Annotated in this window: 27 protein-coding genes; 9 read left to right on the forward strand and 18 right to left on the reverse strand. The window is 61.1% G+C overall.

The features are described 5' to 3' along the window. Positions 1-3 precede the first annotated feature (3 nt). Positions 4-678, reverse strand: a complete 675-nt coding sequence (locus tag PspS35_RS02825) for an urease accessory protein UreF (protein WP_159932690.1) — start codon at positions 676-678, stop codon at positions 4-6. After that, entirely contained in the window at positions 675-1,175 is a 501-nt protein-coding gene (ureE, locus tag PspS35_RS02830; RefSeq protein WP_159932691.1) for an urease accessory protein UreE, read from the reverse strand. Before ureE ends, PspS35_RS02825 begins: the two co-directional genes overlap by 4 nt. A 329-nt stretch (positions 1,176-1,504) precedes the next feature. Between ureE and PspS35_RS02835 the strand changes: the two genes are divergently transcribed. Beyond that, entirely contained in the window at positions 1,505-2,047 is a 543-nt protein-coding gene (locus tag PspS35_RS02835) for a C40 family peptidase (RefSeq protein WP_159937970.1), read from the forward strand. Positions 2,048-2,052: 5 nt separating this feature from the next. On the opposite strand, the gene PspS35_RS02840 is transcribed toward PspS35_RS02835, so the two are convergent. After that, positions 2,053-2,685, reverse strand: coding sequence for a TetR family transcriptional regulator (locus PspS35_RS02840; RefSeq protein WP_159932692.1), 633 nt, complete (start codon positions 2,683-2,685; stop codon positions 2,053-2,055). Between the two features lie 152 nt (positions 2,686-2,837). Then, positions 2,838-3,320 carry a hypothetical protein gene (locus PspS35_RS02845; RefSeq protein WP_159932693.1) on the reverse strand — a complete coding sequence of 161 codons (483 nt, stop codon included), beginning with the start codon at positions 3,318-3,320 and terminating at the stop codon, positions 2,838-2,840. A 346-nt stretch (positions 3,321-3,666) separates the two neighbouring features. Between PspS35_RS02845 and PspS35_RS02850 the strand changes: the two genes are divergently transcribed. The 3 genes from PspS35_RS02850 to PspS35_RS02860 all read left to right on the forward strand — a co-directional run bounded on the left by PspS35_RS02850 (position 3,667) and on the right by PspS35_RS02860 (position 7,248). Further along, positions 3,667-5,736 (forward strand): AsmA family protein, encoded by a 2,070-nt coding sequence (locus PspS35_RS02850; RefSeq protein WP_159932694.1) that lies wholly within the window; start codon positions 3,667-3,669, stop codon positions 5,734-5,736. 178 nt (positions 5,737-5,914) lie between these two features. Continuing rightward, positions 5,915-6,895 (forward strand): hypothetical protein, encoded by a 981-nt coding sequence (locus PspS35_RS02855; RefSeq protein ID WP_159932695.1) that lies wholly within the window; start codon positions 5,915-5,917, stop codon positions 6,893-6,895. After that, positions 6,895-7,248: a hypothetical protein gene (locus PspS35_RS02860; protein ID WP_238785973.1), complete on the forward strand. Its 354-nt coding sequence runs from the start codon at positions 6,895-6,897 to the stop codon at positions 7,246-7,248. The genes PspS35_RS02855 and PspS35_RS02860 overlap by 1 nt, the downstream gene beginning before the upstream one ends. A gap of 64 nt (positions 7,249-7,312) precedes the next feature. Here the strand turns inward: PspS35_RS02860 and PspS35_RS02865 are convergent, their stop codons facing one another. Further along, positions 7,313-7,843, reverse strand: coding sequence for a ferritin-like domain-containing protein (locus tag PspS35_RS02865; RefSeq protein ID WP_159932697.1), 531 nt, complete (start codon positions 7,841-7,843; stop codon positions 7,313-7,315). Positions 7,844-8,019: 176 nt separating this feature from the next. Between PspS35_RS02865 and PspS35_RS02870 the strand changes: the two genes are divergently transcribed. Further along, positions 8,020-8,910, forward strand: coding sequence for a triacylglycerol lipase (locus PspS35_RS02870; protein WP_159932698.1), 891 nt, complete (start codon positions 8,020-8,022; stop codon positions 8,908-8,910). Here the strand turns inward: PspS35_RS02870 and PspS35_RS02875 are convergent. Further along, positions 8,907-9,785, reverse strand: a complete 879-nt coding sequence (locus PspS35_RS02875; protein WP_159932699.1) for a DMT family transporter — start codon at positions 9,783-9,785, stop codon at positions 8,907-8,909. The genes PspS35_RS02870 and PspS35_RS02875 overlap by 4 nt on opposite strands. Before the next feature lie 97 nt (positions 9,786-9,882). Between PspS35_RS02875 and PspS35_RS02880 the strand changes: the two genes are divergently transcribed. The 3 genes from PspS35_RS02880 to PspS35_RS02890 all read left to right on the forward strand — a co-directional run bounded on the left by PspS35_RS02880 (position 9,883) and on the right by PspS35_RS02890 (position 12,156). After that, positions 9,883-10,671 carry a helix-turn-helix transcriptional regulator gene (locus tag PspS35_RS02880; RefSeq protein ID WP_159932700.1) on the forward strand — a complete coding sequence of 263 codons (789 nt, stop codon included), beginning with the start codon at positions 9,883-9,885 and terminating at the stop codon, positions 10,669-10,671. Positions 10,672-10,741: 70 nt separating this feature from the next. Next, entirely contained in the window at positions 10,742-11,041 is a 300-nt protein-coding gene (locus PspS35_RS02885; protein WP_024073127.1) for a PsiF family protein, read from the forward strand. Positions 11,042-11,142: 101 nt separating this feature from the next. Next, positions 11,143-12,156 carry an AI-2E family transporter gene (locus tag PspS35_RS02890; RefSeq protein WP_049710256.1) on the forward strand — a complete coding sequence of 338 codons (1,014 nt, stop codon included), beginning with the start codon at positions 11,143-11,145 and terminating at the stop codon, positions 12,154-12,156. Positions 12,157-12,232: 76 nt separating this feature from the next. Here the strand turns inward: PspS35_RS02890 and PspS35_RS02895 are convergent, their stop codons facing one another. Next, entirely contained in the window at positions 12,233-13,501 is a 1,269-nt protein-coding gene (locus PspS35_RS02895) for an Hsp70 family protein (protein WP_159932701.1), read from the reverse strand. A 238-nt stretch (positions 13,502-13,739) separates the two neighbouring features. Here PspS35_RS02895 and PspS35_RS02900 point away from each other — a divergent pair, with 238 nt between their 5' ends. Next, entirely contained in the window at positions 13,740-14,678 is a 939-nt protein-coding gene (locus PspS35_RS02900; protein WP_159932702.1) for a DnaJ C-terminal domain-containing protein, read from the forward strand. Positions 14,679-14,727: 49 nt separating this feature from the next. On the opposite strand, the gene ureC is transcribed toward PspS35_RS02900, so the two are convergent. The 11 genes from ureC to urtA form a co-directional block, all read right to left on the reverse strand. Then, the gene (gene ureC / locus PspS35_RS02905; RefSeq protein ID WP_159932703.1) at positions 14,728-16,428 is read right to left on the reverse strand and encodes an urease subunit alpha; all 1,701 of its coding nucleotides are present in this window, start codon (positions 16,426-16,428) and stop codon (positions 14,728-14,730) included. Between the two features lie 82 nt (positions 16,429-16,510). After that, positions 16,511-16,816 carry an urease subunit beta gene (locus PspS35_RS02910; RefSeq protein ID WP_123716077.1) on the reverse strand — a complete coding sequence of 102 codons (306 nt, stop codon included), beginning with the start codon at positions 16,814-16,816 and terminating at the stop codon, positions 16,511-16,513. Next, positions 16,813-17,346 carry a GNAT family N-acetyltransferase gene (locus PspS35_RS02915; RefSeq protein WP_159932704.1) on the reverse strand — a complete coding sequence of 178 codons (534 nt, stop codon included), beginning with the start codon at positions 17,344-17,346 and terminating at the stop codon, positions 16,813-16,815. The genes PspS35_RS02910 and PspS35_RS02915 overlap by 4 nt, the downstream gene beginning before the upstream one ends. Positions 17,347-17,351: 5 nt before the next feature. Then, entirely contained in the window at positions 17,352-17,864 is a 513-nt protein-coding gene (locus PspS35_RS02920; RefSeq protein WP_159932705.1) for a GNAT family N-acetyltransferase, read from the reverse strand. A gap of 9 nt (positions 17,865-17,873) precedes the next feature. After that, on the reverse strand, positions 17,874-18,176 hold the full coding sequence (locus tag PspS35_RS02925; RefSeq protein ID WP_010213535.1) for an urease subunit gamma: 303 nt from the start codon (positions 18,174-18,176) through the stop codon (positions 17,874-17,876). 141 nt (positions 18,177-18,317) lie between these two features. Continuing rightward, positions 18,318-19,157, reverse strand: a complete 840-nt coding sequence (locus PspS35_RS02930) for an urease accessory protein UreD (RefSeq protein ID WP_159932706.1) — start codon at positions 19,155-19,157, stop codon at positions 18,318-18,320. Positions 19,158-19,188: 31 nt separating this feature from the next. Beyond that, entirely contained in the window at positions 19,189-19,887 is a 699-nt protein-coding gene (gene urtE, locus PspS35_RS02935) for an urea ABC transporter ATP-binding subunit UrtE (protein ID WP_032890580.1), read from the reverse strand. 196 nt (positions 19,888-20,083) lie between these two features. After that, positions 20,084-20,917 carry an urea ABC transporter ATP-binding protein UrtD gene (urtD, locus tag PspS35_RS02940; protein ID WP_174244780.1) on the reverse strand — a complete coding sequence of 278 codons (834 nt, stop codon included), beginning with the start codon at positions 20,915-20,917 and terminating at the stop codon, positions 20,084-20,086. Beyond that, positions 20,914-21,981: an urea ABC transporter permease subunit UrtC gene (gene urtC / locus PspS35_RS02945; RefSeq protein WP_159932708.1), complete on the reverse strand. Its 1,068-nt coding sequence runs from the start codon at positions 21,979-21,981 to the stop codon at positions 20,914-20,916. The genes urtD and urtC overlap by 4 nt, the downstream gene beginning before the upstream one ends. Next, the gene (gene urtB, locus PspS35_RS02950) at positions 21,981-23,483 is read right to left on the reverse strand and encodes an urea ABC transporter permease subunit UrtB (protein ID WP_159932709.1); all 1,503 of its coding nucleotides are present in this window, start codon (positions 23,481-23,483) and stop codon (positions 21,981-21,983) included. Before urtB ends, urtC begins: the two co-directional genes overlap by 1 nt. Positions 23,484-23,620: 137 nt before the next feature. Beyond that, complete coding sequence (gene urtA, locus PspS35_RS02955) at positions 23,621-24,886, reverse strand: urea ABC transporter substrate-binding protein (RefSeq protein WP_159932710.1); 1,266 nt, start codon at positions 24,884-24,886, stop codon at positions 23,621-23,623. Positions 24,887-24,943 lie beyond the last annotated feature (57 nt).

Raw genomic sequence — 24,943 nt, forward strand, 5'->3', positions numbered from 1 at the left:
CTCCTAGGAACGGAACAGGCGGCTGTACTGGCGCTCGTGGGCCATGCACGCCAGGGACAGGCCGAAGGCGGCGCTGCCGAAACGGTGGGGGTCGATGCGGCTGGCGTCCTGCTGGGCTTGTTGCAGCAGGGGCAACAAATCGCTGGTCAGGCGCTGGGCGGCTTGCTGGCCCAAGGGCAGGGTTTTCATCAGCACGGCCAATTGGTTTTCCAGCCAGCTCCATAGCCAGGCGGCGAGGGCGTCGTCGGCGCTGATGGTCCAGGCGCGTGCAGCCAGGGCCCAGCCCAACGCCAGATGAGGCTCGCTGCGTTGCTCAAGAAAGGTGCGGGCTTGGTTGTCCAGTTCCGGCAGACCGTTGAGCAGTTGTTGCAGTGAGTAGCCCATTTGACGGCTCTCTTGATACAGCTCGCGAGTCTCTCGGCTGGCTTGGTGCTCTTCGCACAATTGCGCGAGTGTCGGCCAATCCTGCTCGGCTGCGGCGCGGCAATGGGCGAGTAGCAGCGGCGCTTCGAAGCGTGCGAGGTTGAGCAGCAACTGGTCACTGATCCACCGCCGCGCGCTGGCGGCATCGTTGACGCGGCCATTCTCCACGGCCATCTCCAGCCCTTGGGAATAGCTGTAGCCGCCAATCGGCAATTGCGGACTGGCCAGACGCAGCAGCGCCCAGGCTGGGTTCATACACGTACGCCGAACTGGTGCAGCTTGGGCGGATAGTTGAAATCTTCATCGCCATGACGTGAGTGATGATGGCCGCCGCCATAGGCACCGTGCTCCGGCTGGAACGGTGCTTCGAGGGTTTCGGTATGAGCGCCCAGTTGTTCGAGCATGGCTTTGAGCACGTAGTCATCGAGCAAGCGCAGCCAACCGTCTCCCACCTGTAAGGCGACGTGACGGTTGCCAAGGTGATAAGCCGCGCGCGTCAGTTCAAATGCGCTGGCGCAGGTGACGTGCAGCAGCTGTTCAGGGCGTGCGCACACGCGTACGACACGTCCGTCCTCAGCTTGTAGGAACTCACCATCGTGCAGCGGCGGCTGGCCGCGCTCCAGGAACAGGCCGACGTCTTCACCGTCGGCACTGAAACAGCGCAGGCGGCTCTTGCTGCGGGCTTCGAAATTCAGCAGCAGCTCAGCGGCCCAGAGGGCTTGGGGGGCGATTCGGCGGTGGATCACCAGCATCAGGAAGCTTCCAGCTATGAGCGATAACAGAGCTAGAGCAAGGGGCTTGCCAACGACGCATTGCGTAGGAATTTACTGTAGGTGCTCGCGATTGTGCCACTCAACAGGGCGTCCACGCCTTCAGTGATGCTTGTTTATGGTGCGTTATCGGGTATTTGGCACCGAATGGGGGCGTTCCGTGCTGGAGGCCTGAGGGGCGTGTCTTTACCGAGCTGTATTTTTGGCGTTTTCGGATTAGTCCTACCCGCTCTGCAGATTTGGCGTTCATCTGCTTACGTGTCAGATCATTAGGATCTACCCCGTGCTAAAAATCCACGGTGGGTTCCATCATGTTTAAGTCAATTTTGTGTTTATTCATTTTCAGTCTTTATCTGGTCACGTCGTCCTCCTCGGCCAATATTCAACAGCGCACGATCGCCGCGCCTGTCCAGATCGCAACGCCTCTGCAGACCTTGCAATCGCTGCCAACGCTGCCAATGCGGCCAGCTATCGACGATGTGATTGACCGCGCCCATGAATTGCTGGGCACGCCGTATAAATGGGGAGGCAGTAGCGTGGAGCAGGGTTTTGACTGCAGCAGCCTGCTGGTCTACCTGTTCAAGACCGAAGCCAACATCCGCATCCCCCGCACCACGGCGGCCATGCATCGCTCAAACGCGAAGACGATCAAGCGCAGCGCCCTGAAACCCGGGGATGCGGTGTTCTTTAAAGGTAACGGGCACAATCAGATCAGCCATGTCGGCCTGTATATAGGCGAGGGCAAGTTCATTCATTCGCCGCGTGCGGGCAAGACGGTACGTATCGATTCGCTGAGCAACCGCTACTGGAACAAAAACTACACCACGGCCAAGCGCTTTCATAAGCCGGGCTGACGGGGCTACTCGGTGCTGCCCAGGCCTTGCCAGTGCTTGAGGCCGATAAAAATGAAGCGCAACTGCTGGGTGATTTTTGCCTGGGGCGTGAGGTGAGCCGGCAGTGCCTGTGCCGGCGGGTCGATGATATCGGGCAGGGTAGCGAACACGCTTTTGACAATCAGGTCGGCCATCACGTGCAGCCCTTCAGCGCTCAGGTGTTGCAACTTGGGCATAAGCATCAGGTCGGCGGCCAGGTCGCGGGTGATGTCTTCGCGCAGGGCGCCGATGGCTTGGCGAACGGCCAGGCAACCGCCGTATTGCTCGCGAGCCAGGAACAGAAATTGCGAACGGTTGGCCGAGACCACATCCAGAAAGATCCGCACGGACGCATCGATAATGCCGCCCATCACGAATTCGTTGTGGCGCACCAGCCGAATGGTGGCGCGAAAGGTCTGGCCGACTTCACTCACCAACACGAGTCCGAGCTGGTCCATGTCGGCAAAGTGGCGATAGAAGCCGGTGGGCACAATGCCGGCGGTCTTGGCCACTTCACGCAGGCTAAGGCTGCCAAACCCACGGCCACACTCCATCAGATGGCGGGCTGCGTCCATCAGGGCGAGGCGGGTCTGTTGCTTCTGTTCGGCGCGGGGCAGCATGGGCGGGTGGGCTTTGTCGGCAAGTACAGCGACGCACTCTAGCAAAACAGCTTCATGGGCGTCGAACTTGGCGGGAGGCGTTGCGTGACAGGTTCTACAAAAAGTCAAAAGCCCGATCGACTGATCGGGCTTTTTTCTGGGCCACCACTGAGTTAGCTCTGTGCTTGATGTTGTTCTTGCAGGCGATCCGAACCGTCTTCGGCTACGGCATTGCGTTCCAGCAGGCGATCAGCACCGTCTTCGGCTACGGCATTGCGTTCCAGCAGGCGATCAGCACCGTCTTCGGCAACAGGGTTGCGTTCCAGCAGGCGATCAGCACCGTCTTCGGCTACGGCATTGCGTTCCAGCAGGCGATCAGCACCGTCTTCGGCAACAGGGTTACGTTCCAGCAGGCGATCCGAACCGTCTTCGGCAACGGCGTTGCGTTCCAGCAAGCGATCAGAACCATTTTCAGCGACAGCGCCTTTGGCGTAGTCACGGCTCTCGTCTTCTTGCGAACCGCTGCGAGCCAGGGTTTGGCTGAAGTGCACGGCGTCGGCTTTGACTTGTGGGGTGACTTGCTCGGCGGCTGGCAGGGCAAAAGCGCTGGAAGCCAGAACGGACAACAGGACGGTAGCGAGTACTTGGCGTTTCATGATGGGTTGCTCCTTGGGAGGGCGATAAAGTGGGTACAGGGCTAATGCTACTCTTGATAAGTCGATATAAAAGTTCATAAACACAATGGTAATAATCAACAGAATTGATTGTTCTCGCCGGGGGCTCTAGATCGCGCCTCTCAAGCACGCGGTTTTGCACTGTGGTGGGTATTTTCGACACGAACCTGGGTAACAATGGTGCGTCGTTGATGATCGGATCTGTCTGAATGATCAGGAAAATGGCTTTTTGCGACTAAATTGGCCGTCGGGTTAAACCCCACGACGGTTTGCCAGTCGTACCCTTATGAGCTGTAGTTCAGCTAGTCGTGTTGAGGAGTCCTGTGCAATGACGCGCACTCGTAAAATTGTCGCTTGGAGCTGCGCCAGCTTCGTTCTCTTAATCGCTGTGGTGGTCCTGGTCCTGGTGTTCTTTGACTGGAATCGCATCAAGCCGCCCCTCAATGCCAAAGTCTCCGAAGAGCTGCATCGCCCGTTTGCCATCAATGGCAACCTCGCCGTGGTGTGGCAGCGCGAGCCCGATGAGGGCGGCTGGCGTGCCTGGGTGCCGTGGCCCCATGTGATTGCCGAAGACCTGAGCCTGGGCAACCCCGAGTGGTCGAAAAAGCCGCAAATGGTCACGCTGAAAAAGGTCGAGCTGCGTATTTCACCCCTCGCGCTGTTGGTGCAGCGCGTGGTGATCCCGCGTATCGACCTCACCGAACCGAGCGCCGAACTGCAGCGCCTGGCCGACGGCCGCGCCAACTGGACCTTCACATTCGATCCCAAGGACCCGGACGCCGAACCCTCCAACTGGGTGGTGGACATTGGTGCCATCGGCTTCGACAAAGGCCACGTGACCCTCGACGACCAGACCCTCAAGACCCAGCTCGACGTGATCATCGACCCCTTGGGCAAACCGATCCCCTTCGGTGAAATCGTCGGCGACGCGGATGCCAAGAAGGCCCTGGAAAAAGGCTCCGCGCCCCAGGACTATGCGTTCGCCCTCAAGGTCAAAGGCCAGTACCACGGCCAGAAGCTCGACGGCACTGGCAAGATCGGTGGCCTGCTGGCCCTGCAGGACGCGGCCAAGCCATTCCCGCTACAGGCCCAGGTCAAGATCGCCGACACCAGCATCGCCCTGGCCGGCACCCTGACCGATCCGCTCAACCTCGGCGCCCTCGACCTGCGCCTCAAGCTTTCCGGCAGCAGCCTGGGCAATTTGTACCCGCTGACCGGCGTCACCCTGCCGGACTCGCCGGCCTACGCCACCGACGGTCACTTGATCGCCAAGTTGCACGAGGCCAGCGGCGCGTCCTTCCGCTACGAGAACTTCAACGGCAAGATCGGCAACAGCGACATCCACGGCAACCTCGGCTACGTCGCCAGCCAGCCACGGCCCAAGCTCAGCGGCGCGCTGGTGTCCAACCAGTTGCTCATGACTGACCTTGCGCCGCTGATCGGCGCCGACTCCAACGCCAAGCAAAAGGCCCGTGGCGGCGAGAGCAAGCAGCCGGCGACCAAAGTGCTGCCAGTGGAAGAGTTCCGCACCGAGCGCTGGCGCGACATGGATGCCGACGTTGAATTCACCGGCAAACGTATCGTGCACAGTGCCGAGTTGCCCTTCACCGACCTCTATACCCACCTGGTGCTCACCGACGGCGAACTGAGCCTGGAGCCCCTGCGTTTCGGCGTCGCTGGCGGCAAGCTCGATGCGCAGATCCGCCTGAATGGCCGCATCACACCAATGGAAGGTCGCGCCAGGCTGACCGCACGTAACTTCAAGCTCAAGCAACTGTTCCCGACCTTTGAGCCGATGAAAACCAGCTTCGGTGAACTCAACGGCGATGCCGATATTGCCGGGCGCGGCAACTCCGTCGCCGCGCTGCTGGGCAGTTCCAACGGTGATCTGAAGATGCTGATCAACGATGGCGCCATCAGCCGTGGCCTGATGGAAATCGCCGGGCTCAACGTCGGCAACTATGTGGTGGGCCGCCTGTTTGGCGACAAGGAAGTGAAGATCAACTGCGCGGCGGCGGACTTCGGCATCAAGACCGGCCTGGCAACCACGCGGCTGTTTGTGTTCGATACCGAGAACGCCATCATCTACATCGACGGCACCGCGAACATGGCTACCGAGCAGTTGGACCTGACCGTCACACCGGAATCGAAGGGCTTTCGCCTGTTCTCCCTGCGTTCGCCGTTGTACGTCAACGGCCCATTTATCAAGCCCAATGCGGGCGTGAAAGCCATCCCCCTGGCCCTGCGTGGCGCAGGCATGGTGGCACTGGGTGTGATCGCCGGCCCGGCGGCTGGGTTGCTGGCGCTGGTCGCCCCAAGTGGCGGCGAGCCCAATGAATGCGCACCGCTGTTGCAACAGATGAAGGAAGGCAAGGCGCCGAAGACGGTGAAAGGCTGATCGTCGAAATTGTCAGAAAGGGCGACCCTTTGGTCGCCTTTTTTATCGGGGCGCCGTAAGTATGATCCTTGTCTTGTGTAGCTCATTTCTGAAGCGCTAAAACCGCCCCTGATTCCCCTTACACCTCCTGGGTTGCCTTCCTATAGTCGACCGCCACAGTCACTTGGAGGTGTAATCCATGCAGGGAGCCTACGCATTTATCAATGAGCGACCACAGCCGTATCCACTGCTCAAGCTCAGTCTTTCTCTTAGCCCTTATACGCAAACAAAGTTCGACATCGTCAACCAACACATCCGCAATGTGGTGGTCTTGCCGGGGCAGTTGGTGATCATTCCTGATGCGCGTACAGCGTCTTGCACCGCTGAAGAAGCGCAACTGATGCGCGCTGCGCAGAACATAAAACATGCGTTGCTGGCGCATTCCGCAGTCGATCATTTTTTGATCAAAAACTACGATCTACTACAGCTCATCATGACCAACGCTTCGATCGGTGTCGGGAGTGCCAGCAGTGCCTGGAGTAAGCATCTTGTGGCTATCGAGAGGACACTTCAAGAAATCGACGTTTTACATAAGCAGTACTTGAGCAAGGGCACAACGGCCGCGAGGGATGAATTTCTGGCTAAACGCAGGATGTTGTTTGCAAAGCTGGAGGAGCAGCTCTCGGGTATGGCTCGTTTTGGTACGGGCTTGAAAAATGAAGGGTCGATAAAAAAAATGTTGGGTATTTCTACTAAAAGCTATTGGCATCACGGTGAAATTCGCGAATACGAACAGGCAGTCAAACGCCTCGCCAAGGCTTCGCAGATATTGAAGAAGGGCACCTATATCGGTATAGCACTGGATGTTGGAGTGACTGCGTTGGAAATAACGGAGGCGTGTTCAGCCGGACGTGAGCATGAATGTAATCGGGCTAAGTTTGTGGAGGGAGGGAAGCTGGTGTTAGGAGTCGGTGGCGCCGCTTACGGGGGATACGCAGGCTTGGGGGTTGGGGTCGCCGTATGTGCCGCTGTCTTTGCCATACCTACCGCCGGAGCGAGTGCGCTGGGCTGTGCCATTGTGGGGGCGGCCATTGGGAGCGTCGCCGTGGGTAGTTTGGGAAGCCACGCTGGTGAGCAAATAGGAACCCGCCTTTATGAAATTTCAGGAGTTGGAAAATGATGTCGGAGTCCATCGGCATATGGTCGGGTGTGTTGATGCTGCTGAGTTTTCCATTAAATTTTTATGTCATCTATACAAAGCTTGAAGAGGCCGAAGACTATCTAAAATTCAGCTCATTCATTGTGACGTTCAAATACAGGTTCGGCGTCGGCCCGTTTGGTGGCAAGTTGAAACGTTTCTTCGTGATCGCCCTTGTCATCCTAATTCCGAGTTTTTTCCAATGGCGGCACCTTGTACTTGTTGAGGATGTGAAGCGTATCCCAAGACGTCTCAAACTTTGGATAGTAGTTCCCTACCTGCTCACTATGTCTTCCTTCGTCGGAATGGCGTTATCGTGGCTTCTGACTGGATGACGGTCAGGCAAAAAAATGGGGGGAGCCGGTTAACCGGCTCCCCCCCCTCTTTTTGCGCCGCTATTTACAGACTTTCGAGAATATCCGCCATATCGTCCGCATGCTCTTCTTCCTGCGCGAGGATCTCCTCAAACAGGCGGCGAGTGGTCGGGTCTTTGTCGCCGATGTATTGGATGATCTCTCGGTAGCTGTCCACCGCGATGCGCTCGGCCACCAGGTCTTCGTAGACCATTTCCTTCAAGGTATTGCCGGCCACGTATTGCGCGTGGGAGTTCTTCGACAGCAGGTCGGGGTTGAACTCCGGCTCGCCGCCCAGTTGCACGATGCGTTCGGCGAGTTTGTCAGCGTGCTCGGCTTCCTGGGTGGCGTGCTCCAGGAATTCCTCGGCGGCGACGGCGGCTTTTACGCCGCTGGCCATGAAGTAGTGGCGCTTGTAGCGCAGCACGCAGACCAATTCGGTGGCCAGCGACTCGTTGAGCAGGCGGATGATCTCTTTGCGGTCGGCGTCGTAGCCTTCGGTCACGGCGCCGTTTTCGACGTTCTGGCGGGCGCGGCTGCGCAGGGTCGCAACGTCAGTCAAATGTGCTTCAGTCATCTCAATCTCCTGGTGCTAATCCGGTTTTGCGCCACGCTCTGCCGGCGTGATCGCTCCAAGTTGTGAGTCCCAGGCAACGCAAAAAGTTTTATCGGATTTATCCCCAGCGTCATCAGGCCGACTTGACGGTGGGCTAGGCTGCACGGCAGGTGTTCAGTTTCGAGGACGTTCGCGTCATGCCGCAGTCGTTAGCCACGCGTTACCCCCTGGTGCTGGTGCCCGGCATGCTCGGTTTCGTGCGCCTGGGGTTCTTCCCCTATTGGTACGGCATCGTCCCGGCATTGCGTGCCGGTGGCGCACAGGTAGTCGCGGTGCAGGTGGCGCCGCTGGATTCCAGTGAGGTGCGTGGCGAGCAGTTGCTGGTACAGATTGAGCGCATTCGCCGCGAGACGGGGGCAGAAAAGGTCAACTTGATCGGTCATAGCCAGGGCTCGCTGACGGCACGTTATGCCGCGGCCAAACGGCCGGAATGGGTGGCGTCGGTGACCTCGGTGGCCGGGCCGAACCACGGTTCGGAACTGGCGGACCACATCCACGCCCATTACCCCGCCGACGGCGCCAAAGGCCGGATCATGAGCGCGCTGTTTCACCTGGTCGCCTGGGTGATGGGCGTGCTGGAAACCGGCTACCGCGGGCCGCGCTTCAAGGCGGACCTGCAGGCATCGCACCATTCCCTGACCAGTGAAGGTGTGGCGCTGTTCAATCGCCAGTATCCCCAAGGCTTGCCCGAGACGTGGGGCGGGCAGGGCGCGGAGGTGGTCAACGGCGTGCGCTATTACTCGTGGTCCGGCACGCTGCAACCGGGCATCACGGATCGGGGCCGCAACCTGTTTGACGGTACCCATCGCAGCTGTCGCTTGTTCGCCCGCAGCTTTGTGCGGGAAAAGGGCCAGTGCGACGGCATGGTCGGGCGCTACAGCTCACACCTGGGCACGGTGATTGGCGATGACTTCGCCCTGGACCACTTTGATATCGTCAATCAGTCCATGGGGCTGGTGGGCAAGGGCGCCGAGCCGATCCGTCTTTTTGTCGAACATGCCCAGCGCTTGAAAGCGGCAGGGGTTTAAGCCGGGCGGCGCACAGGTGTGGTCCAGCGCTCTGACAGGATCACCCCACCCAAGGTCAGCAAGCCACCCACCAAGTGGTACGGCGCCAGTTCTTCCTTCAACACCACCGCCGCAATCAACGCGGTAATCAACGGCAGCAGGTTGAAAAACAGCGTGGTACGGCTTGGCCCCAAGGTCTTCACCGAATGCATCCACGCCAGTGGCGCGAGCATCGATGCCAGCAAGCAGGCGTACAGTATCAGTGGAATATTCGCCCAGCCCAGGTCGGCTTTGGCCGAGAACAGGAACAGCGGAAACAACACCACCACCGCCACCAGTATCTGCAAGTACAGCAACACCAGCGGCGGCAGGCGTAGCTGCCATTTTTTCAGCAGGGTGCTGTAGACCGCGTAGGCCAGGGTGGCGACCAGCATCATGGCGTCACCCAGGTTGACGCCGTGTTGCAACAGCGCGCCCAGGCTGCCGGACGACACCACCACGACCACACCGGCAAACGACAGCACGGCGCCGGTGAGCGCGCCAAACGTCAGGCGCTGGCCGAGGCTGATGATCGCTGCCGTCAACGCCATCAACGGCATCAGCGACAGGATGATGCCCATGTTGGTGGCGCTGGTCAGGGACGCGGCGTAGTACGCCAGGCTCTGATACACGGCCATGCCAAGCACGCCGAGGACGACGATCTTGCCCAGGTTCGGACGAATTTGCGCCCACTGGGCGATCACCGGTTTGAGCATGAACGGCGTGAACAGCAGCGCCGCCAGCAGCCAGCGGTAAAAGCCGATCTGCGACGGGAAAATCGAGCCCACGGCCAGTTTGTTGACCACGGTGTTGCCGGCCCAGATAAAAATGGCCAGCAGGGGATACGCGTATTGCATCGAAAGAAACCAGGTGTGTTGATGAGGCGCGATTATCCTCTGTCTGGATAGAAGCTTATACTTCGATCCAGACAAATCACCTCTGCATCCAGACAATATGGCCAGACATACCGTACGTCTTGCGGATTTCCGCAGTCTCCCCAGCCCGGTGTACTTCCGGTATTCCGACTTTGCCCCTGACACCGAATGCACGCCGCACCAGCATTTCTGGGGCTCGCTGGATTACTCCGCGAGTGGCGTGATGCGCATGGAGGTGGCCGGCAACCGCTTTATGTCGCCGCCGCAATACGCGGTGTGGATCCCACCCAATACCGAGCACAGCTCCTACAACGCCCAGGCGATTGTCTATCACTCGGTGGGCCTGGCCCCGGCGCTGTGCAAGCAGTTGCCGCAACAGCCGTGCACCCTGGCGATCAGCGATATTCTCAAGGCGATCCTGCGTGACTTCGCCCGGCGTGACGTGAATATCCCCCAGACCGAAGCCGATATCCGCCTGGCCCAGGTGCTGGTGGACCAACTGCGGCAGGCGCCGGTCCACGACGGTTTTTTGCCCTATGCCCGTCGTCCAGGCTTGCTCGGCGTACTCGAAGGTATGCAGGCCGACCCCGGCGACAATCGCCCGCTGGCGCAATGGGCTGAGCAAGTGCATGTGAGCGAACGCACCCTGGCGCGGCAGTTTGTGCGTGAGTTGGGCATGAGCTTCGGTGAATGGCGCCAGCGCCTGCGCTACCTGGCTGCCATCGAAGCCCTCGACAGCGAACGCAGCGTGCAGCAGGTGGCGTTCGACCTCGGCTACAGCACCGCCTCGGCGTTTATCGCGATGTTCCAGCGCCATGCCGGTTGTACGCCGGAGCAGTATCGGCGGGCGAATATTCGCCGTGGATGAAGATGTAACAGGGTTTGACTACACTGCGGGTAGGCTGCGCCCCTCGGCGTGGTAACAGGGAGAAAACTCCATGAAGATGTTGCGTATTCCGTTGTTGATGATGGGCCTGCTGCTGTGCTCCCAAGGCTTTGCCGCCACCGCCCAGCAAAACAAAATGACCACCTGCAATGCCGAAGCCACCACCAAGACGCTCAAAGGCGACGAGCGCAAGGCCTTCATGAAAACCTGCCTGTCGGCCCCTGCCGCCAACGACGCCAAGACCCTGACCCCGCAGCAGCAGAAGATGAAGGATTGCAATGCCGACGCCAAGACCAAGGCCTTGACCGGGGATGCGCGCAAAACCTTTATGAGTACCTGTCTGAAGAAATAATAGCCCCAGGCCATAGAAGGCTGCGACACTCGCACACAGCCCTGTAGGAGCGAGCAAGCTCGCTCCTACACATCCGTTAACGCCGTTCGTTTTGAGGCTGTATGCCAACGTTTTCTCAGCGTCATGTGTTGTTGCTGGCCAGCTACATCATCATTTTCGGCGGATTGCTGCTGGTACTGCCGCTGAAGTTGCTGCCCAGCCTGCTGGCCGGCCTGTTGGTCTATGAACTGGTCAACATGCTCACCCCCCAACTGCAACGGCTGATCGAAGGCCGCCGCGCGCGCTGGCTGGCGGTGGCGTTGCTTGGCACCCTGATCGTCAGCGTGCTGGCCCTGATCTTTGCCGGCGCCATCAGCTTCCTGCTCCACGAAGCGGAAAACCCCGGGGCGTCCCTCGATAAATTCATGGGCGTGGTTGACCGCGCGCGCGGCCAACTGCCGCCGTTCCTCGACGCCTACCTGCCGGCCAGTGCCGCAGAGTTTCGCGTGGCCATCGGCGAATGGTTGAGCAAGCACCTGAGCGAACTGCAACTGGTCGGCAAAGATGCCGCGCACATGTTCGTCACCCTGCTGATCGGCATGGTGCTCGGCGCGATCATCGCCCTGCAACGCGTGCCCGACCTGACCAAACGCAAACCCCTGGCTGCCGCGCTGTTCGACCGCCTGCACCTGCTGGTCCAGGCCTTTCGCAACATTGTGTTTGCCCAGATCAAAATCGCCGCGCTCAACACCGCGTTTACCGCCGTGTTCCTGGCCGTGGTGCTGCCGCTGTGTGGCATTCACCTGCCGCTGACCAAAACCCTGATCGTGCTGACCTTCCTGCTCGGCCTGCTGCCGGTGATCGGCAACCTGATGTCCAACACCCTGATCACCATCGTCGCGTTGTCGCTGTCGATCTGGGTGGCGGTGGCGGCGTTGGGGTATTTGATTGTTATCCACAAGGTCGAGTACTTCCTCAACGCGCGCATTGTCGGCGGGCAGATCAGTGCCAAGTCGTGGGAATTGCTGCTGGCGATGCTGGTGTTTGAGGCCGCATTCGGCCTGCCGGGCGTGGTGGCGGGGCCGATTTACTACGCGTATTTGAAGAGTGAGCTGAAGCTCGGTGGGATGGTTTAGGAGCAGTTGCGAGTTATAAGCTGCAAGCTGCAAGTAACAGCAAACCTGCTTTTACTTGCAGCTGGACACGTGCTGCTTAACAGCCGTACCGCTTGCTAGCCTCAATCGCCAACCCGCTACCAATGCTGCCAAAGATATTGCCTTCCACATGCCGCGCATTCGGCAGCATCGCCGAGATGCTGTGGCGCAGCGCCGGGATGCCGCTGGAGCCACCGGTAAAGAACACGGTGTCCACTTGCGCAACCGTCACCGAGGCGTCGTTGAGCAATTGCGTCACGCTGCCGCGCACGCGCTCTAGCAGGGCGTCGATGGACGATTCGAACAGCGCCCGGCTCAAGTCGACGCTCAGGCCCGCTTCGATGCGGTCCAGGGCCACGTGGCGGTTGTCTTCGTGGGTCAGTTGGATCTTGGTTTCTTCCACTTCCATCGCCAACCAGTGCCCGGCGCGCTGTTCGATCAGCTTGAACAGGCGGTCGATGCCGCCGGTGTCTTCGATGTCGTAGCGCATGCTGCCCAGGGCCAGTTGGGATTTTTGCGAGTACACCGAGTTGATGGTGTGCCAGGTGGCCAGGTTCATGTGGTGGCTGGTGGGCATGTAGGCGCCGCTTTTCATGCGGCTGCCGTAGCCGAACAGCGGCATCATGCCTTGCAGGCTGAGCTGTTTGTCGAAGTCGGTACCGCCGATGTGCACGCCGCCGGTGGCGAGGATGTCGTCCTGGCGGTTGTCATTGTGGCGACGGTCCGGCGACAGGCGCACCAGCGAGAAGTCGGACGTACCGCCGCCGATGTCGACGATCAGCACCAACTCTTCCTTGGCGATGGTGGACTCGTAGTCGAAGGCCGCGGCAATCGGTTCGTACTGGAACGAGATGTCCTTGAAGCCGATCTTGCGCGCCACGTCGACCAGGGTGTTCTCCGCTTCCTGGTCGGCCATCGGGTCGTCGTCGACGAAAAACACCGGGCGACCCAGCACCACTTCTTCGAACTCGCGGCCGGCGGTGGTTTCGGCGCGGCTCTTGAGTTGGCCGATAAACAGCGCCAGCAGGTCGGTGAACGGCATGGCCGTGCCCAGTACGCTGGTGTCGTGCTTGATCAGCTTGGAACCCAGCAGGCTCTTGAGCGAGCGCATCAAGCGGCCTTCGTAGTTCTCAAGGTATTCGTGCAGGGCCAGGCGGCCGTACACCGGGCGGCGCTCCTCGAAGTTGAAGAACACCACCGACGGCAGGGTGATCTTGTCGTCCTCCAGCGCGATAAGCGTCTCCTCGCCGGGGCGGATCCAGCCGACGGTGGAGTTGGACGTGCCGAAGTCGATGCCGCAGGCACGGGCTGGGGATGGGTTTTTCATGTCTATCGGGTTCCGGTCGAAAAACGGCCGCGCAGTGTATGCCAGTCGAGCGCGGATGCGTAGGCCGACCATCCGTTAAATCGTGCTTGAAAGTGGGCAATTTGCCCCCACATCTGGTGCATACGGCCAGTGCCGATAATACTCCGACGCACCCCCAGGCCACATCACTCAACAGGTGCAAAGCAGCGCACGTTGTGCCCCGGGCTGTGCGATCTCGATTAAGGATGGTGAACCGCCGATGGATTTCAAAGATTACTACAAGATATTGGGTGTCGAGCCGAGCGCCGATGACAAGGAAATCAAGGCCGCCTATCGCAAGCTCGCGCGCAAATATCACCCGGATGTCAGCAAGGAAAAAGACGCCGAGTCCAAGTTCAAGGACGCGTCCGAAGCCTACGAAGCGCTTAAAAGCGCCGACAAACGCGCCGAATACGACGAACTGCGCAAATACGGCCAGCATGGCCAGCCGTTCCAGGGGCCACCGGGCTGGCAGAGCCGTGGCGGCTTTGGCGGCGGCCAGGACCAAGGGGATTTTTCGGACTTCTTCAGCTCGATTTTCGGTTCGCGCGGCGATGGGTTCGGTGGCGGCCAGCGCCGGCCTACCGGGCGTAAAGGCCAGGATGTGGAGATGCAGCTGTCGGTGTTTTTGGAGGAGACGCTGTCCACCGAGTCCAAGCAGGTTACCTTCCAGGTGCCGCAATACGACGCGTCGGGCCGGCATGTCAGCAACACCACCAAGAGCCTGAACGTGAAGATCCCCGCCGGTGTGGCCGACGGTGAGCGCATCCGCCTCAAAGGCCAGGGCGCGCCGGGGATTGGCGGTGGGGCCAATGGCGACCTGTACCTGATCATCAAGTTTGCGCCGCACCCCAAGTTTGAAGTGGAAGGCGAGAACCTGGTGATCACCTTGCCCCTGGCGCCATGGGAATTGGCCCTGGGTGCGGAAGTGGCGGTGCCGACCCTCACCGGCAAGATCAACCTCAAGGTGCCGGCCGGCAGCCAGAACGGTCAGCGCATGCGCGCCAAGGGTCATGGCTTGCTGAACAAGGCCGGGGAGCGTGGCTTCCTGTACGTGCAGCTCAAGGCCGTAATGCCCAAGCAGGCTGACGACGAGACCATCGCGTTGTGGCAGGAACTGGCGAAAAAGGCCAACTTCAACCCACGCGAGAATTTCTAAGCCGCTTTACGGTAGGAGCGAGCGTGCTCGCTCCTACGCAATGCCAGTGTCAGAACAGGAAATACCGCTGCGCCATTGGCAACACTTCAGCCGGTTCACACCACAGCAACACCCCATCGGCCTTGACCTGATAGGTCTGCGGGTCCACCTCGATATCCGGCAGGTAGTCGTTGTGGATCAGGTCGGTTTTCTGCACCTCGCGACAGCCCTTCACCACCGCAATCTGCTTTTTCAACCCCAAGGCTTCCGGCAACCCGGCCTCCAGTGCTGCCTGGCTGATAAACGTCAGGCTGGTGGCGTGCAGCGAGCTGCCGAAACTGGCGAACATCGGGCGGTAGTGCACCGGCTGCGGCGTCGGGATCGAGGCGTTGGCGTCGCCCATCAGGCTGGAGGCAATCGCGCCGCCCTTGAGGATCAGGGTCGGCTTGATGCCGAAAAACGCCGGCCGCCACAGCACCAGGTCGGCCCATTTGCCCACTTCGATGGAGCCGACGATATGGCTGATGCCGTGGGTGATCGCCGGGTTGATGGTGTACTTGGCGATGTAGCGTTTGGCGCGGAAATTGTCGTTGCCCGGGCCGTCACCCGGCAGGGCGCCGCGCTGTTTCTTCATCTTGTCGGCAGTTTGCCAGGTACGCGTGATCACTTCGCCGACGCGGCCCATTGCCTGGCTGTCGGAGCTGATCATCGAGAACGCGCCAAGGTCGTGCAGGATGTCTTCGGCGGCAATGGTCTCGCGGCGAATGCGGCTTTCGGCGAAGGCCACGTCCTCGGCGATGCTCGGGTCCAGGTGATGGCAGACCATCAACATGTCCAAGTGCTCATCGATGGTGTTGCGCGTGAACGGTCGCGTCGGGTTGGTGGAGCTGGGCAGCACGTTCGCAAAGCCGCAGGCCTTGATGATGTCCGGCGCATGCCCGCCACCGGCACCTTCGGTGTGGTAGGTGTGGATGGTGCGGCCCTTGAGGGCGGCGAGGGTGGTTTCGACGAAGCCAGACTCGTTGAGGGTGTCGCTGTGGATCGCCACCTGCACGTCATATTGGTCGGCGACGCTCAGGCAGTTGTCGATGCTGGCGGGCGTGGTGCCCCAGTCTTCGTGCAGTTTCAAACCGATGGCGCCGGCCTTGACCTGCTCGATCAACGGCTCGGGCAAACTGGCGTTGCCCTTGCCGGTGAAACCGATGTTCATCGGGAACGAATCCGAAGCCTGGAGCATGCGCGCCAGGTGCCACGGGCCGGAGGTGCAGGTGGTGGCGTTGGTGCCGGTGGCCGGGCCGGTGCCGCCGCCGATCATCGTGGTGACGCCGCTGGTCAGCGCTTCTTCGATCTGCTGCGGGCAAATGAAATGCACGTGGCTGTCGATGCCGCCGGCGGTGAGGATCATGCCTTCACCGGCGATCACCTCGGTGCTGGCGCCGATGGCCATGGTCACGCCGGGTTGGATATCCGGGTTGCCGGCTTTGCCGATGGCATGGATGCGCCCATTCTTGAGGCCGACGTCGGCCTTGACGATGCCCCAGTGGTCGATGATCAGCGCGTTGGTGATCAAGGTGTCGACCACTTCATGGGCGAGCAACTGGCTCTGGCCCTGGCCGTCGCGGATCACCTTGCCGCCGCCGAACTTGACCTCTTCGCCGTAGACGGTGAAGTCCTGTTCGACTTCGACGAACAGCTCGGTGTCGGCCAGGCGGACCTTGTCACCGACGGTGGGGCCGTACATGTCGGCGTAGGCTTGGCGGCTGATTTTCATGTGTGTGCCCTGAAGTATTTGTGTTGAATGTGAAATCGCTATCGGGGGCGGTGCGACGATTCGACTTGCCCCCGATGAGGCCCTAAAGATCACCCATGATCCGCCCGGCAAACCCAAACACCCGCCTGCCACCGCTCAAATCCACCAACTCAACCTCACGGCTTTGCCCCGGCTCAAACCGCACCGCCGTCCCCGCCGGAATATTCAGGCGCATGCCACGGCTCGCGGCACGGTCAAACGTCAGCGCGTCGTTGGTCTCGAAAAAATGATAGTGCGAGCCCACCTGGATCGGCCGGTCGCCGCTGTTGGCCACGCTCAGGCTGACGGTACGGCGGCCGACGTTGAGTTCGATCTCGCCAGGCTGGATCTGATATTCACCAGGAATCATGCAGGTTGCCCCAGGGTCTTGAAATAGATAGCGGTCGGGCTGTAGCGCCCGTCCGGGCTTTGGCAGTAATCGGGCAGTTCACCGATCTTGGTGTAGCGCAGCGCCTGGTAGAACGCTTCCGCCCCAGAGCCGGCTTCGGTGTCCAGGTACAGCAGGCCACGTTTGTGCTGGCGTGCGGCGAGTTCCAGGGTGTGCATCAGCTGTTGGCCCAGGCCGTGGCGACGGGCACTGCTGTGCACCAGCAGCTTTTGCACTTCGGCGCGGTTCAGCCCGTTGGCTTTCTGGCACAGCGCCAATTGCACGCTGGCTTGCACCTGTTCGTCGCGCACCACCACCCACAGCAGCAGGCTGGCATCTTCGATACTCGCCTGAACACCGCGCAGGTACTCGCGGGCCTGGGCTTCGTCGAAGTCGGCCATAAAACCGACCGAGGCGCCGTGCTTGACCGCGTCCAGCAACAGCTCAACCAGGCCCTCGCGGTAATGGGCAAAACTTTCTGCATTGACTCGACGCAGTTGCGCAGCGCTCATCGATCTCACTCCTTGGGCGGCTCGGCGCCCGGGTTCAAGGCCAGTTGCATAAAGGTCAGGTCAAGCCAGCGACCGAACTTGATACCCACCTGTGGCATCTGCCCGGTGGTGGTGAACCCCAGGCGTTCATGCAGGCGGATCGAGGCCTGGTTGCCGCTTTCGATGGCGGCGACCATCACGTATTTGCCGCCGCTGCGCGCGCGCTCGATCAAGGCCGCCATCAAGCGTGGGCCAAGGCCTTTGCCGCGCTGGTCGTTACGCACATACACCGAGTGCTCGACGCTGTAGCGGAAACCCTCGAACGGCCGCCAGTCGCCAAACGAGGCGTAGCCGGTGACTTCGTCATTCTCGACTGACACCAGGATCGGATACGCCTGGGCCTGGCGTGCGTTAAACCACGCCAGGCGGTTGGCCAGGTCGACCGGTTGTTCGTTCCAGATCGCCGTGGTGTTGCGCACCGCGTCGTTGTAGATATCGCGAATCGCTGGCAGGTCGCTTTCAATCGCATCACGAATCATGGCCGGGCCTCAGGCGATGGGTTGGTGGACGGTGACCAGCTTGGTGCCGTCGGGGAAGGTGGCTTCCACCTGGATATCCGGGATCATCTCCGGGATGCCTTCCATCACTTGTTCGCGGCTGAGCAGGGTGGTGCCGAAGTGCATCAGGTCGGCCACGGTGCGGCCATCGCGGGCGCCTTCCATCAATGCCGCCGAGATGTAGGCGATGGTTTCCGGGTAGTTGAGCTTCACCCCGCGCGCCAGGCGGCGTTCGGCCACCAAGCCTGCGGTGAAGATCAGCAGTTTGTCTTTTTCCCGTGGGGTCAGGTCCATGGTTCAAGGTCCTTCAAACAACATTCATAAAAACACCGCAGATCCCCTGTGGGAGGGGGCATGCCCCGATGGGGAATGTCAGGCAATACATCTGTCACTGACCCACCGCTATCGGGAGCAAGCCCCCCCACATGTTGATCTTCATGTGCTCCAGATTCGTGGTGCGACCGCCTCTCGCCCAAACAGAGCGGGACGTAACAATTTCCATACATCAATCAACCATCCCCGCGCCAGCAGCGCTTCGCTGGCCAGGCAGCGCGCCACCAGCAAGCCGGGCAATTGGGTCAGGTCGCCGCGCACGGCATTCGGCAGCGAGCGGCAGAGTTCAAGCAGTTCAGGGCTTACTTCGCCCGTCACCAACAACGTGGCAAACACCGGTTGCCCGTCCAGGCCAATGGGCGAGTCGAGCAAACCGTCGGCGCCGACAATGCGCTGGCGTTCGTGCCAGAGCAACTGGCCGTCGCGGCGGATGTCCAGGTGCGATTGAAAGTGCCCAAGGTCGAAACGCTCGCCACTGGCCGGGCGACCCAAGGCGACCACGTCCCAGTAGAACAGCCGCGCATCGCCGTGCAGGTCGATGCGCGTGGTGAGCTCGGCCTGGGCGGCGCTGAAGACGATGGTTTCCTGGGGCAGCCATTCCAGGGTGGCGCCGGCCTCGACCGTCAGTTCGAGTCGCTGGAAGGCCGGGCCGCTGGCGCGGTACCACTTGGCTGCGCCGGGGCTGGTCAATTGTGCCCACGCGCCCTCGGCGACATGGGCACTGATGTCCAGGCGATCGCCGCCGGCAATCCCGCCGGGCGGGTGCACGATGATGTGCTGGCACACCTCGGGGCCTTCGGCATACAGGTGCTTTTGCACGCGCAACGGGCCGAGGTGGCGGCGCATCACCGGGCGTGTGGTGTCGCCGAAACGCGCATAGCCAAGTTCCAGCTCGGCGTGCCAGCTGGGGGTGAACAGGGCAGGGGAAACGGGCAGGTTCATGGTTTAGTGCTTATCGTTAGGACGCTACAGGTTAGATGGTTACGAGGCCGCGTACACCCTCGCTTTCCATATTTTCGCCACGGCCTTGCTGCACGATTTCACCACGGGACATCACCAGGTACTGGTCGGCCAGTTCGGCGGCGAAGTCGTAGAACTGCTCCACCAACAGAATCGCCATATCGCCCTGCGCGGCGAGCTTTTTGATCACGGCGCCGATCTCCTTGATCACCGAAGGTTGGATGCCTTCGGTGGGCTCATCGAGGATCAACAGGCGCGGGCGGCTGGCCAGGGCGCGGCCGATGGCCAACTGTTGCTGCTGGCCGCCGGACAAGTCGCCGCCGCGCCGATGCTTCATCTGCAGCAACACCGGGAACAGTTCGTAGATAAACGCCGGCACTTCCTTGGCCTCGGAGCCTGGGAAGCGCGAAAGGCCCATCAACAGGTTTTCTTCCACCGTCAGCCGCCCGAAAATCTCCCGGCCCTGGGGCACATAGGCGATACCGGCGTGCACGCGCTGGTGCGGTTTGAACCCGGTGATGGCCTTGCCTTCCCAGTTCACCGCCCCTTCCTTGGCCGGCAGCAAGCCCATCAGGCACTTGAGCAGGGTGGTCTTGCCCACGCCGTTACGGCCGAGCAGGCAGGTGACTTCGCCGATCTTCACGTCAAACGAGAGCCCGCGCAGGATGTGGCTACCGCCGTAATACTGGTGCAGCTTGTCGACTTGCAGCATGTTCACACTCTCCTCAAATCCTGCAGGTGCCTGGCTCTTATCTTGTAGTGAGCGGGCTTGCCCCGCGCTGGGTCGCGAAGCGGCCCCTTTCCCTTTCACCGCGTTCTGTCAGGTAAAACTCATTGCCTGGTTTTGGGGCCGCTTCGTGACCCAGCGCGGGGCAAGCCCGCTCACCACAAAGCCCCTCCACACATATTCAGCGACCGAGATAAACCTCGATCACCCGCTCGTTTTCCTGCACTTGTTCCAGCGACCCTTCGGCCAACACACTGCCCTGGTGCAATACGGTCACGTGGTCGGCAATCGAGCCGACAAAGCCCATGTCGTGCTCCACCACCATCAGCGAATGCTTGCCCGCCAGGCGTTTGAACAGTTCGGCGGTGAATTCGGTTTCGGCATCGGTCATGCCTGCCACCGGTTCGTCCAGCAGCAACAGTTGCGGGTCTTGCATCAGCAGCATGCCAATTTCCAGGAACTGCTTCTGGCCGTGGGACAGCAACCCGGCGGGACGATGCACCGAGGCGGTGAGGCGGATGGTGTCGAGCACTTCATCAATCCGGTCTTTCTGCTCGCCGCTCAGGCGTGCACGCAGGCTGGCCCACACCGACTTGTCGGTTTTTTGCGCCAGCTCCAGGTTTTCGAACACGCTGAGGGCTTCGAACACCGTGGGCTTCTGGAACTTGCGCCCGATGCCGGCCTGGGCGATCTGCACTTCGCTCAGGCTGGTCAGGTCCAGGGTTTCGCCGAACCAGGCGTTGCCGTGGCTGGGCCGGGTCTTGCCGGTGATCACGTCCATCAGCGTGGTCTTGCCCGCGCCGTTGGGGCCGATGATGCAGCGCAGTTCACCGACGCCGATGTAGAGGTTGAGGTTGTTGAGCGCCTTGAAGCCATCAAAGCTGACGCTGATGTCTTCCAGGGTCAGGATGGTGCCGTGGCGAGTATTCAGGCCCTTGCCCGCCGCCTGGCCAATGCCGATGGCATCGCGGCCGCTGCCTGCGTCGAAAATAGGTTCAAGCATGACGTTCCTCATTTCTTCAGCAGGCCGATAACGCCCTTGGGCAAATACAAGGTGACGATGATGAACAGCGCCCCGAGGAAGAACAGCCAGTATTCCGGGAAGGCCACGGTGAACCAGCTCTTCATGCCATTGACCACGCCCGCGCCCAGCAACGGGCCGATCAGTGTGCCGCGCCCGCCCAGGGCCACCCACACGGCGGCTTCGATGGAGTTGGTCGGCGACATTTCGCTGGGGTTGATGATGCCCACCTGCGGCACGTACAAGGCGCCGGCCAGACCGCACAGCACTGCGCTCAGCACCCACACGAACAGCTTGAAACCGCGCGGGTCGTAGCCGCAGAACATCAGGCGGTTCTCGGCGTCACGCAGGGCGGTCAGCACCCGGCCGAACTTGCTCTGCGCCAGGCGCCAGCCGATGTACAGGCTGGCGACCAACAACAGCACCGTGGCCAGGAACAACACCGCCCGCGTGCCCGGTTCGGTAATGCCAAAACCCAGGATGCTGCGGAAATTGGTAAAGCCGTTATTGCCGCCAAACCCGGTCTCGTTGCGAAAGAACAGCAGCATCCCGGCGAAGGTCAGGGCCTGGGTCATGATCGAGAAATACACGCCCTTGATCCGCGAACGGAAGGCGAAGAAACCGAACACCAACGCCAGCAGCCCCGGCGCCAGCACCACCAGGCACAGCGCCCAGAGGAAGTGATCGGTGCCGGCCCAATACCACGGCAGTTCGGTCCACGACAAAAAGGTCATGAACGCCGGCAATTCACTGCCGGACGCCTGGCGCATCAGGTACATGCCCATCGCATAACCGCCGAGGGCGAAGAACAAACCGTGGCCGAGGGACAACATCCCGGCGTAGCCCCACACCAGGTCCAGGGCCAGGGCGACGATGGCGTAGCAGAGGATCTTGCCCACCAACGTGAGGGTGTAGGCCGACACATGCAGCGGGTTTTCCGGCGAGAGCAGAGAGCACAACGGCAAGGCCAGCAGCAGGATCAGGATGATCACGCCGACGGCAATCGTCGCCTTGGGGCCGGCCTTTTGCGCGGCCGTCAGCATCAATGGTTGGTTCATCAGTCGATCACCCGTCCTTTCAGTGCGAAGAGTCCCTGCGGGCGTTTCTGGATAAACAGAATGATCAGCGCGAGGATCAGGATCTTGCCGAGCACGGCGCCGATCTGCGGTTCCAGAATCTTGTTGGCGATGCCCAGGCCAAAGGCCGCCGTGACGCTACCGGCCAACTGGCCGACGCCGCCCAACACCACCACCAGGAACGAATCGATGATGTAGCTCTGGCCCAGGTCCGGGCCGACGTTGCCGATCTGGCTCAGCGCCACGCCGCCCAGGCCGGCGATGCCGGAGCCGAGGCCGAAGGCGAGCATGTCCACGCGCCCGGTGGGCACGCCGCAGCAGGCGGCCATGTTGCGGTTCTGGGTGACGGCACGCACGTTGAGGCCCAGGCGTGTCTTGTTCAACAGCAGCCAGGTGAGCACCACCACGAACAAGGCGAAGGCGATGATGACGATGCGGTTGTACGGCAGCACCAGGTTGGGCAGCACCTGGATACCGCCGGACAACCATTCGGGGTTGGCCACTTCGACGTTCTGCGCGCCGAACACCAGGCGCACGAGCTGGATCAGCATCAGGCTGATGCCCCAAGTGGCGAGCAGGGTTTCCAGGGGGCGGCCGTAGAGGTGGCGAATCACCGTGCGTTCCAGGGCCATGCCGATGGCGGCGGTGACAAAGAACGCCACCGGCAGCGCGACCAGCGGATAGAACTCGATGGCCTGCGGCACGTAGCGCTGCATCATCAGTTGCACCATGTAGGTCGAGTAGGCGCCGAGCATCAGCATCTCGCCGTGGGCCATGTTGATCACGCCGAGCAGGCCGAAGGTAATCGCCAGGCCCAGCGCGGCCAGCAGTAGGATCGAACCCAGGGACATGCCACTGAAGGCCTGGCCGAGGATCTCGCCAAACATCAGTTTGCGTTTGACCTGGGCCAGGCTGGTTTCTGCGGCGGTGTGTACGCCAGCATCGGTTTCGACGCCGGGGGCCAGCAACGCTTCAAGGCGGGTGCGGGCCAGCGGGTCGCCGGTGCTGCCGAGCAAGCGCACGGCGGCCAGGCGCACCACGGGGTCGGGGTCGACCAATTGCAGGTTGGCCAGCGCCAGGCTCAGGGCGGTGTGCACGCCTTCATCGGTCTCGGCGGCGACCTGCTGGTCGAGGAATTTGAGCTGCGCAGGTTGCGCGCTTTTTTGCAGGGTCAGCGCTGCGGCCAGACGCACCTTGGGGTCGGCGGCGAGCAGTTGCTGGCTGGCTTGCACGTTGTCGATTAAACCGCGCAGGCGGTTGTTCAGGCGCACGGTCTTGGTTTGGCCGTTGACCGTGAGTTGGCCTTGTTGCAGCGCGTCTACCAGTTCGATGCGTGCCGGGTCAGGCGTTGCGGCCCAGTCCTGGAGGAGCTTGGCTTGCTGTGTCGGGTTGGCGGCGAGGAAGTCTTCGGCGTCGCTGGCGTGTGCGGCCAGGGGCAGCAACAGCAGCAGCGTCAGGAAGTAGCGTGTGAGGGCAGTGGGCATAAACAAATGTCCTGATCATGCGTGGACAGTGTGGGAGGGGGCTTGCCCCCGATAGCAGAGTGTCAGGTGATACTTCTGTCACTGACTCACCGCCATTGGGGGCAAGCCCCCTCCCACATTTGACTGGTGGTGGGGCTTTAGTTGCTCTTCACAGCGTGATCCGGCTTTTTGTCATTGCCAGGAATGTACGGGCTCCACGGCTGGGCGCGGATCGGCTCCTGGGTCTGCCACACCACCGAGAACTGCCCGTCGGCCTGGATCTCACCGATCATCACCGGCTTGTGCAGGTGGTGGTTGGTCTTGTCCATGGTCAGGGTAAAGCCCGACGGCGCGGCGAAGGTCTGGCCGGCCAGGGCTTCACGTACTTTGTCGACGTCGGTGGACTTGGCTTTCTCCGCCGCCTGCGCCCACATATGGATACCCACGTAGGTGGCTTCCATCGGGTCGTTGGTCACGGCTTTGTCGGCGCCCGGCAGGTTGTGTTTCTTGGCGTAGGCTTTCCAGTCGGCGACGAACTTCTGGTTCACCGGGTTTTCCACCGATTGGAAGTAGTTCCAGGCGGCGAGGTTGCCCACCAGCGGCTTGGTGTCGATGCCGCGCAGTTCTTCTTCACCCACGGAGAATGCCACCACCGGCACGTCGGTGGCCTTCAGGCCCTGGTTGGCCAGTTCTTTGTAGAACGGCACGTTGGAGTCGCCATTCACGGTGGAGATCACCGCGGTCTTGCCGCCGGCGGAGAACTTTTTGATGTTGGCAACGATGGTCTGGTAGTCGGCGTGGCCGAACGGGGTGTAGACCTCTTCGATGTCTTTATCCGCGACACCTTTGGAGTGCAGGAACGAGCGCAGGATCTTGTTGGTGGTGCGTGGGTACACGTAGTCGGTGCCCAGCAGGAAGAAGCGCTTGGCGCTGCCGCCTTCTTCGCTCATCAGGTATTCCACGGCCGGGATCGCCTGCTGGTTTGGCGCCGCGCCGGTGTAGAACACGTTCGGCGACATCTCTTCGCCTTCGTACTGCACCGGGTAGAACAGCAGGCCGTTGAGTTCTTCGAACACTGGCAACACGGATTTACGCGACACCGAGGTCCAGCAGCCGAACACCACGGCGACCTTGTCCTGGGTCAGCAGTTGCCGGCCCTTTTCGGCGAACAACGGCCAGTTCGAGGCCGGGTCCACCACCACCGGCTCCAACATCTTGCCGTTCACGCCGCCCTTGGCGTTGATTTCATCGATGGTCATCAACGCCATGTCTTTGAGGGACGTTTCGGAGATCGCCATGGTCCCGGACAGCGAATGCAGGATACCGACTTTGATGGTTTCGGCGGCCTGGACGGTCCAGGTCATGCCCATGGCGGCAATGGATGCCGACAAAGTGAAAGCCTTGATCAAGCTGCGACGCTTCATTGTGCAATCTCCGTGAACTGATTTTTATGGGGCGTAAACCGGTTGCCTAGGTGGGCT

Origin of the sequence: Pseudomonas sp. S35, from assembly GCF_009866765.1 — a bacterium.
Lineage (GTDB): Bacteria > Pseudomonadota > Gammaproteobacteria > Pseudomonadales > Pseudomonadaceae > Aquipseudomonas.

Bases quoted from the DNA above. Each gene is read 5' to 3' on its own strand.
- PspS35_RS02850 (WP_159932694.1), top strand. From the start codon at position 3,667: ATGACGCGCACTCGTAAAATTGTCGCTTGGAGCTGCGCCAGCTTCGTT.
- PspS35_RS02845 (WP_159932693.1), bottom strand. From the start codon at position 3,320: ATGAAACGCCAAGTACTCGCTACCGTCCTGTTGTCCGTTCTGGCTTCC.
- PspS35_RS02875 (WP_159932699.1), bottom strand. From the start codon at position 9,785: ATGCAATACGCGTATCCCCTGCTGGCCATTTTTATCTGGGCCGGCAAC.
- ureE (WP_159932691.1), bottom strand. From the start codon at position 1,175: ATGCTGGTGATCCACCGCCGAATCGCCCCCCAAGCCCTCTGGGCCGCT.
- urtA (WP_159932710.1), bottom strand. From the start codon at position 24,886: ATGAAGCGTCGCAGCTTGATCAAGGCTTTCACTTTGTCGGCATCCATT.
- PspS35_RS02890 (WP_049710256.1), top strand. From the start codon at position 11,143: ATGCCAACGTTTTCTCAGCGTCATGTGTTGTTGCTGGCCAGCTACATC.
- PspS35_RS02885 (WP_024073127.1), top strand. From the start codon at position 10,742: ATGAAGATGTTGCGTATTCCGTTGTTGATGATGGGCCTGCTGCTGTGC.
- PspS35_RS02825 (WP_159932690.1), bottom strand. From the start codon at position 678: ATGAACCCAGCCTGGGCGCTGCTGCGTCTGGCCAGTCCGCAATTGCCG.
- PspS35_RS02895 (WP_159932701.1), bottom strand. From the start codon at position 13,501: ATGAAAAACCCATCCCCAGCCCGTGCCTGCGGCATCGACTTCGGCACG.
- ureC (WP_159932703.1), bottom strand. From the start codon at position 16,428: ATGAAAATCAGCCGCCAAGCCTACGCCGACATGTACGGCCCCACCGTC.
- PspS35_RS02855 (WP_159932695.1), top strand. From the start codon at position 5,915: ATGCAGGGAGCCTACGCATTTATCAATGAGCGACCACAGCCGTATCCA.
- PspS35_RS02915 (WP_159932704.1), bottom strand. From the start codon at position 17,346: ATGAGCGCTGCGCAACTGCGTCGAGTCAATGCAGAAAGTTTTGCCCAT.
- urtC (WP_159932708.1), bottom strand. From the start codon at position 21,981: ATGAACCAACCATTGATGCTGACGGCCGCGCAAAAGGCCGGCCCCAAG.
- PspS35_RS02860 (WP_238785973.1), top strand. From the start codon at position 6,895: ATGTCGGAGTCCATCGGCATATGGTCGGGTGTGTTGATGCTGCTGAGT.
- PspS35_RS02930 (WP_159932706.1), bottom strand. From the start codon at position 19,157: ATGAACCTGCCCGTTTCCCCTGCCCTGTTCACCCCCAGCTGGCACGCC.
- urtE (WP_032890580.1), bottom strand. From the start codon at position 19,887: ATGCTGCAAGTCGACAAGCTGCACCAGTATTACGGCGGTAGCCACATC.
- PspS35_RS02910 (WP_123716077.1), bottom strand. From the start codon at position 16,816: ATGATTCCTGGTGAATATCAGATCCAGCCTGGCGAGATCGAACTCAAC.
- PspS35_RS02835 (WP_159937970.1), top strand. From the start codon at position 1,505: ATGTTTAAGTCAATTTTGTGTTTATTCATTTTCAGTCTTTATCTGGTC.
- urtD (WP_174244780.1), bottom strand. From the start codon at position 20,917: ATGAGGAACGTCATGCTTGAACCTATTTTCGACGCAGGCAGCGGCCGC.
- PspS35_RS02880 (WP_159932700.1), top strand. From the start codon at position 9,883: ATGGCCAGACATACCGTACGTCTTGCGGATTTCCGCAGTCTCCCCAGC.
- PspS35_RS02870 (WP_159932698.1), top strand. From the start codon at position 8,020: ATGCCGCAGTCGTTAGCCACGCGTTACCCCCTGGTGCTGGTGCCCGGC.
- PspS35_RS02865 (WP_159932697.1), bottom strand. From the start codon at position 7,843: ATGACTGAAGCACATTTGACTGACGTTGCGACCCTGCGCAGCCGCGCC.
- PspS35_RS02925 (WP_010213535.1), bottom strand. From the start codon at position 18,176: ATGGACCTGACCCCACGGGAAAAAGACAAACTGCTGATCTTCACCGCA.
- PspS35_RS02840 (WP_159932692.1), bottom strand. From the start codon at position 2,685: ATGCTGCCCCGCGCCGAACAGAAGCAACAGACCCGCCTCGCCCTGATG.
- PspS35_RS02900 (WP_159932702.1), top strand. From the start codon at position 13,740: ATGGATTTCAAAGATTACTACAAGATATTGGGTGTCGAGCCGAGCGCC.
- urtB (WP_159932709.1), bottom strand. From the start codon at position 23,483: ATGCCCACTGCCCTCACACGCTACTTCCTGACGCTGCTGCTGTTGCTG.
- PspS35_RS02920 (WP_159932705.1), bottom strand. From the start codon at position 17,864: ATGATTCGTGATGCGATTGAAAGCGACCTGCCAGCGATTCGCGATATC.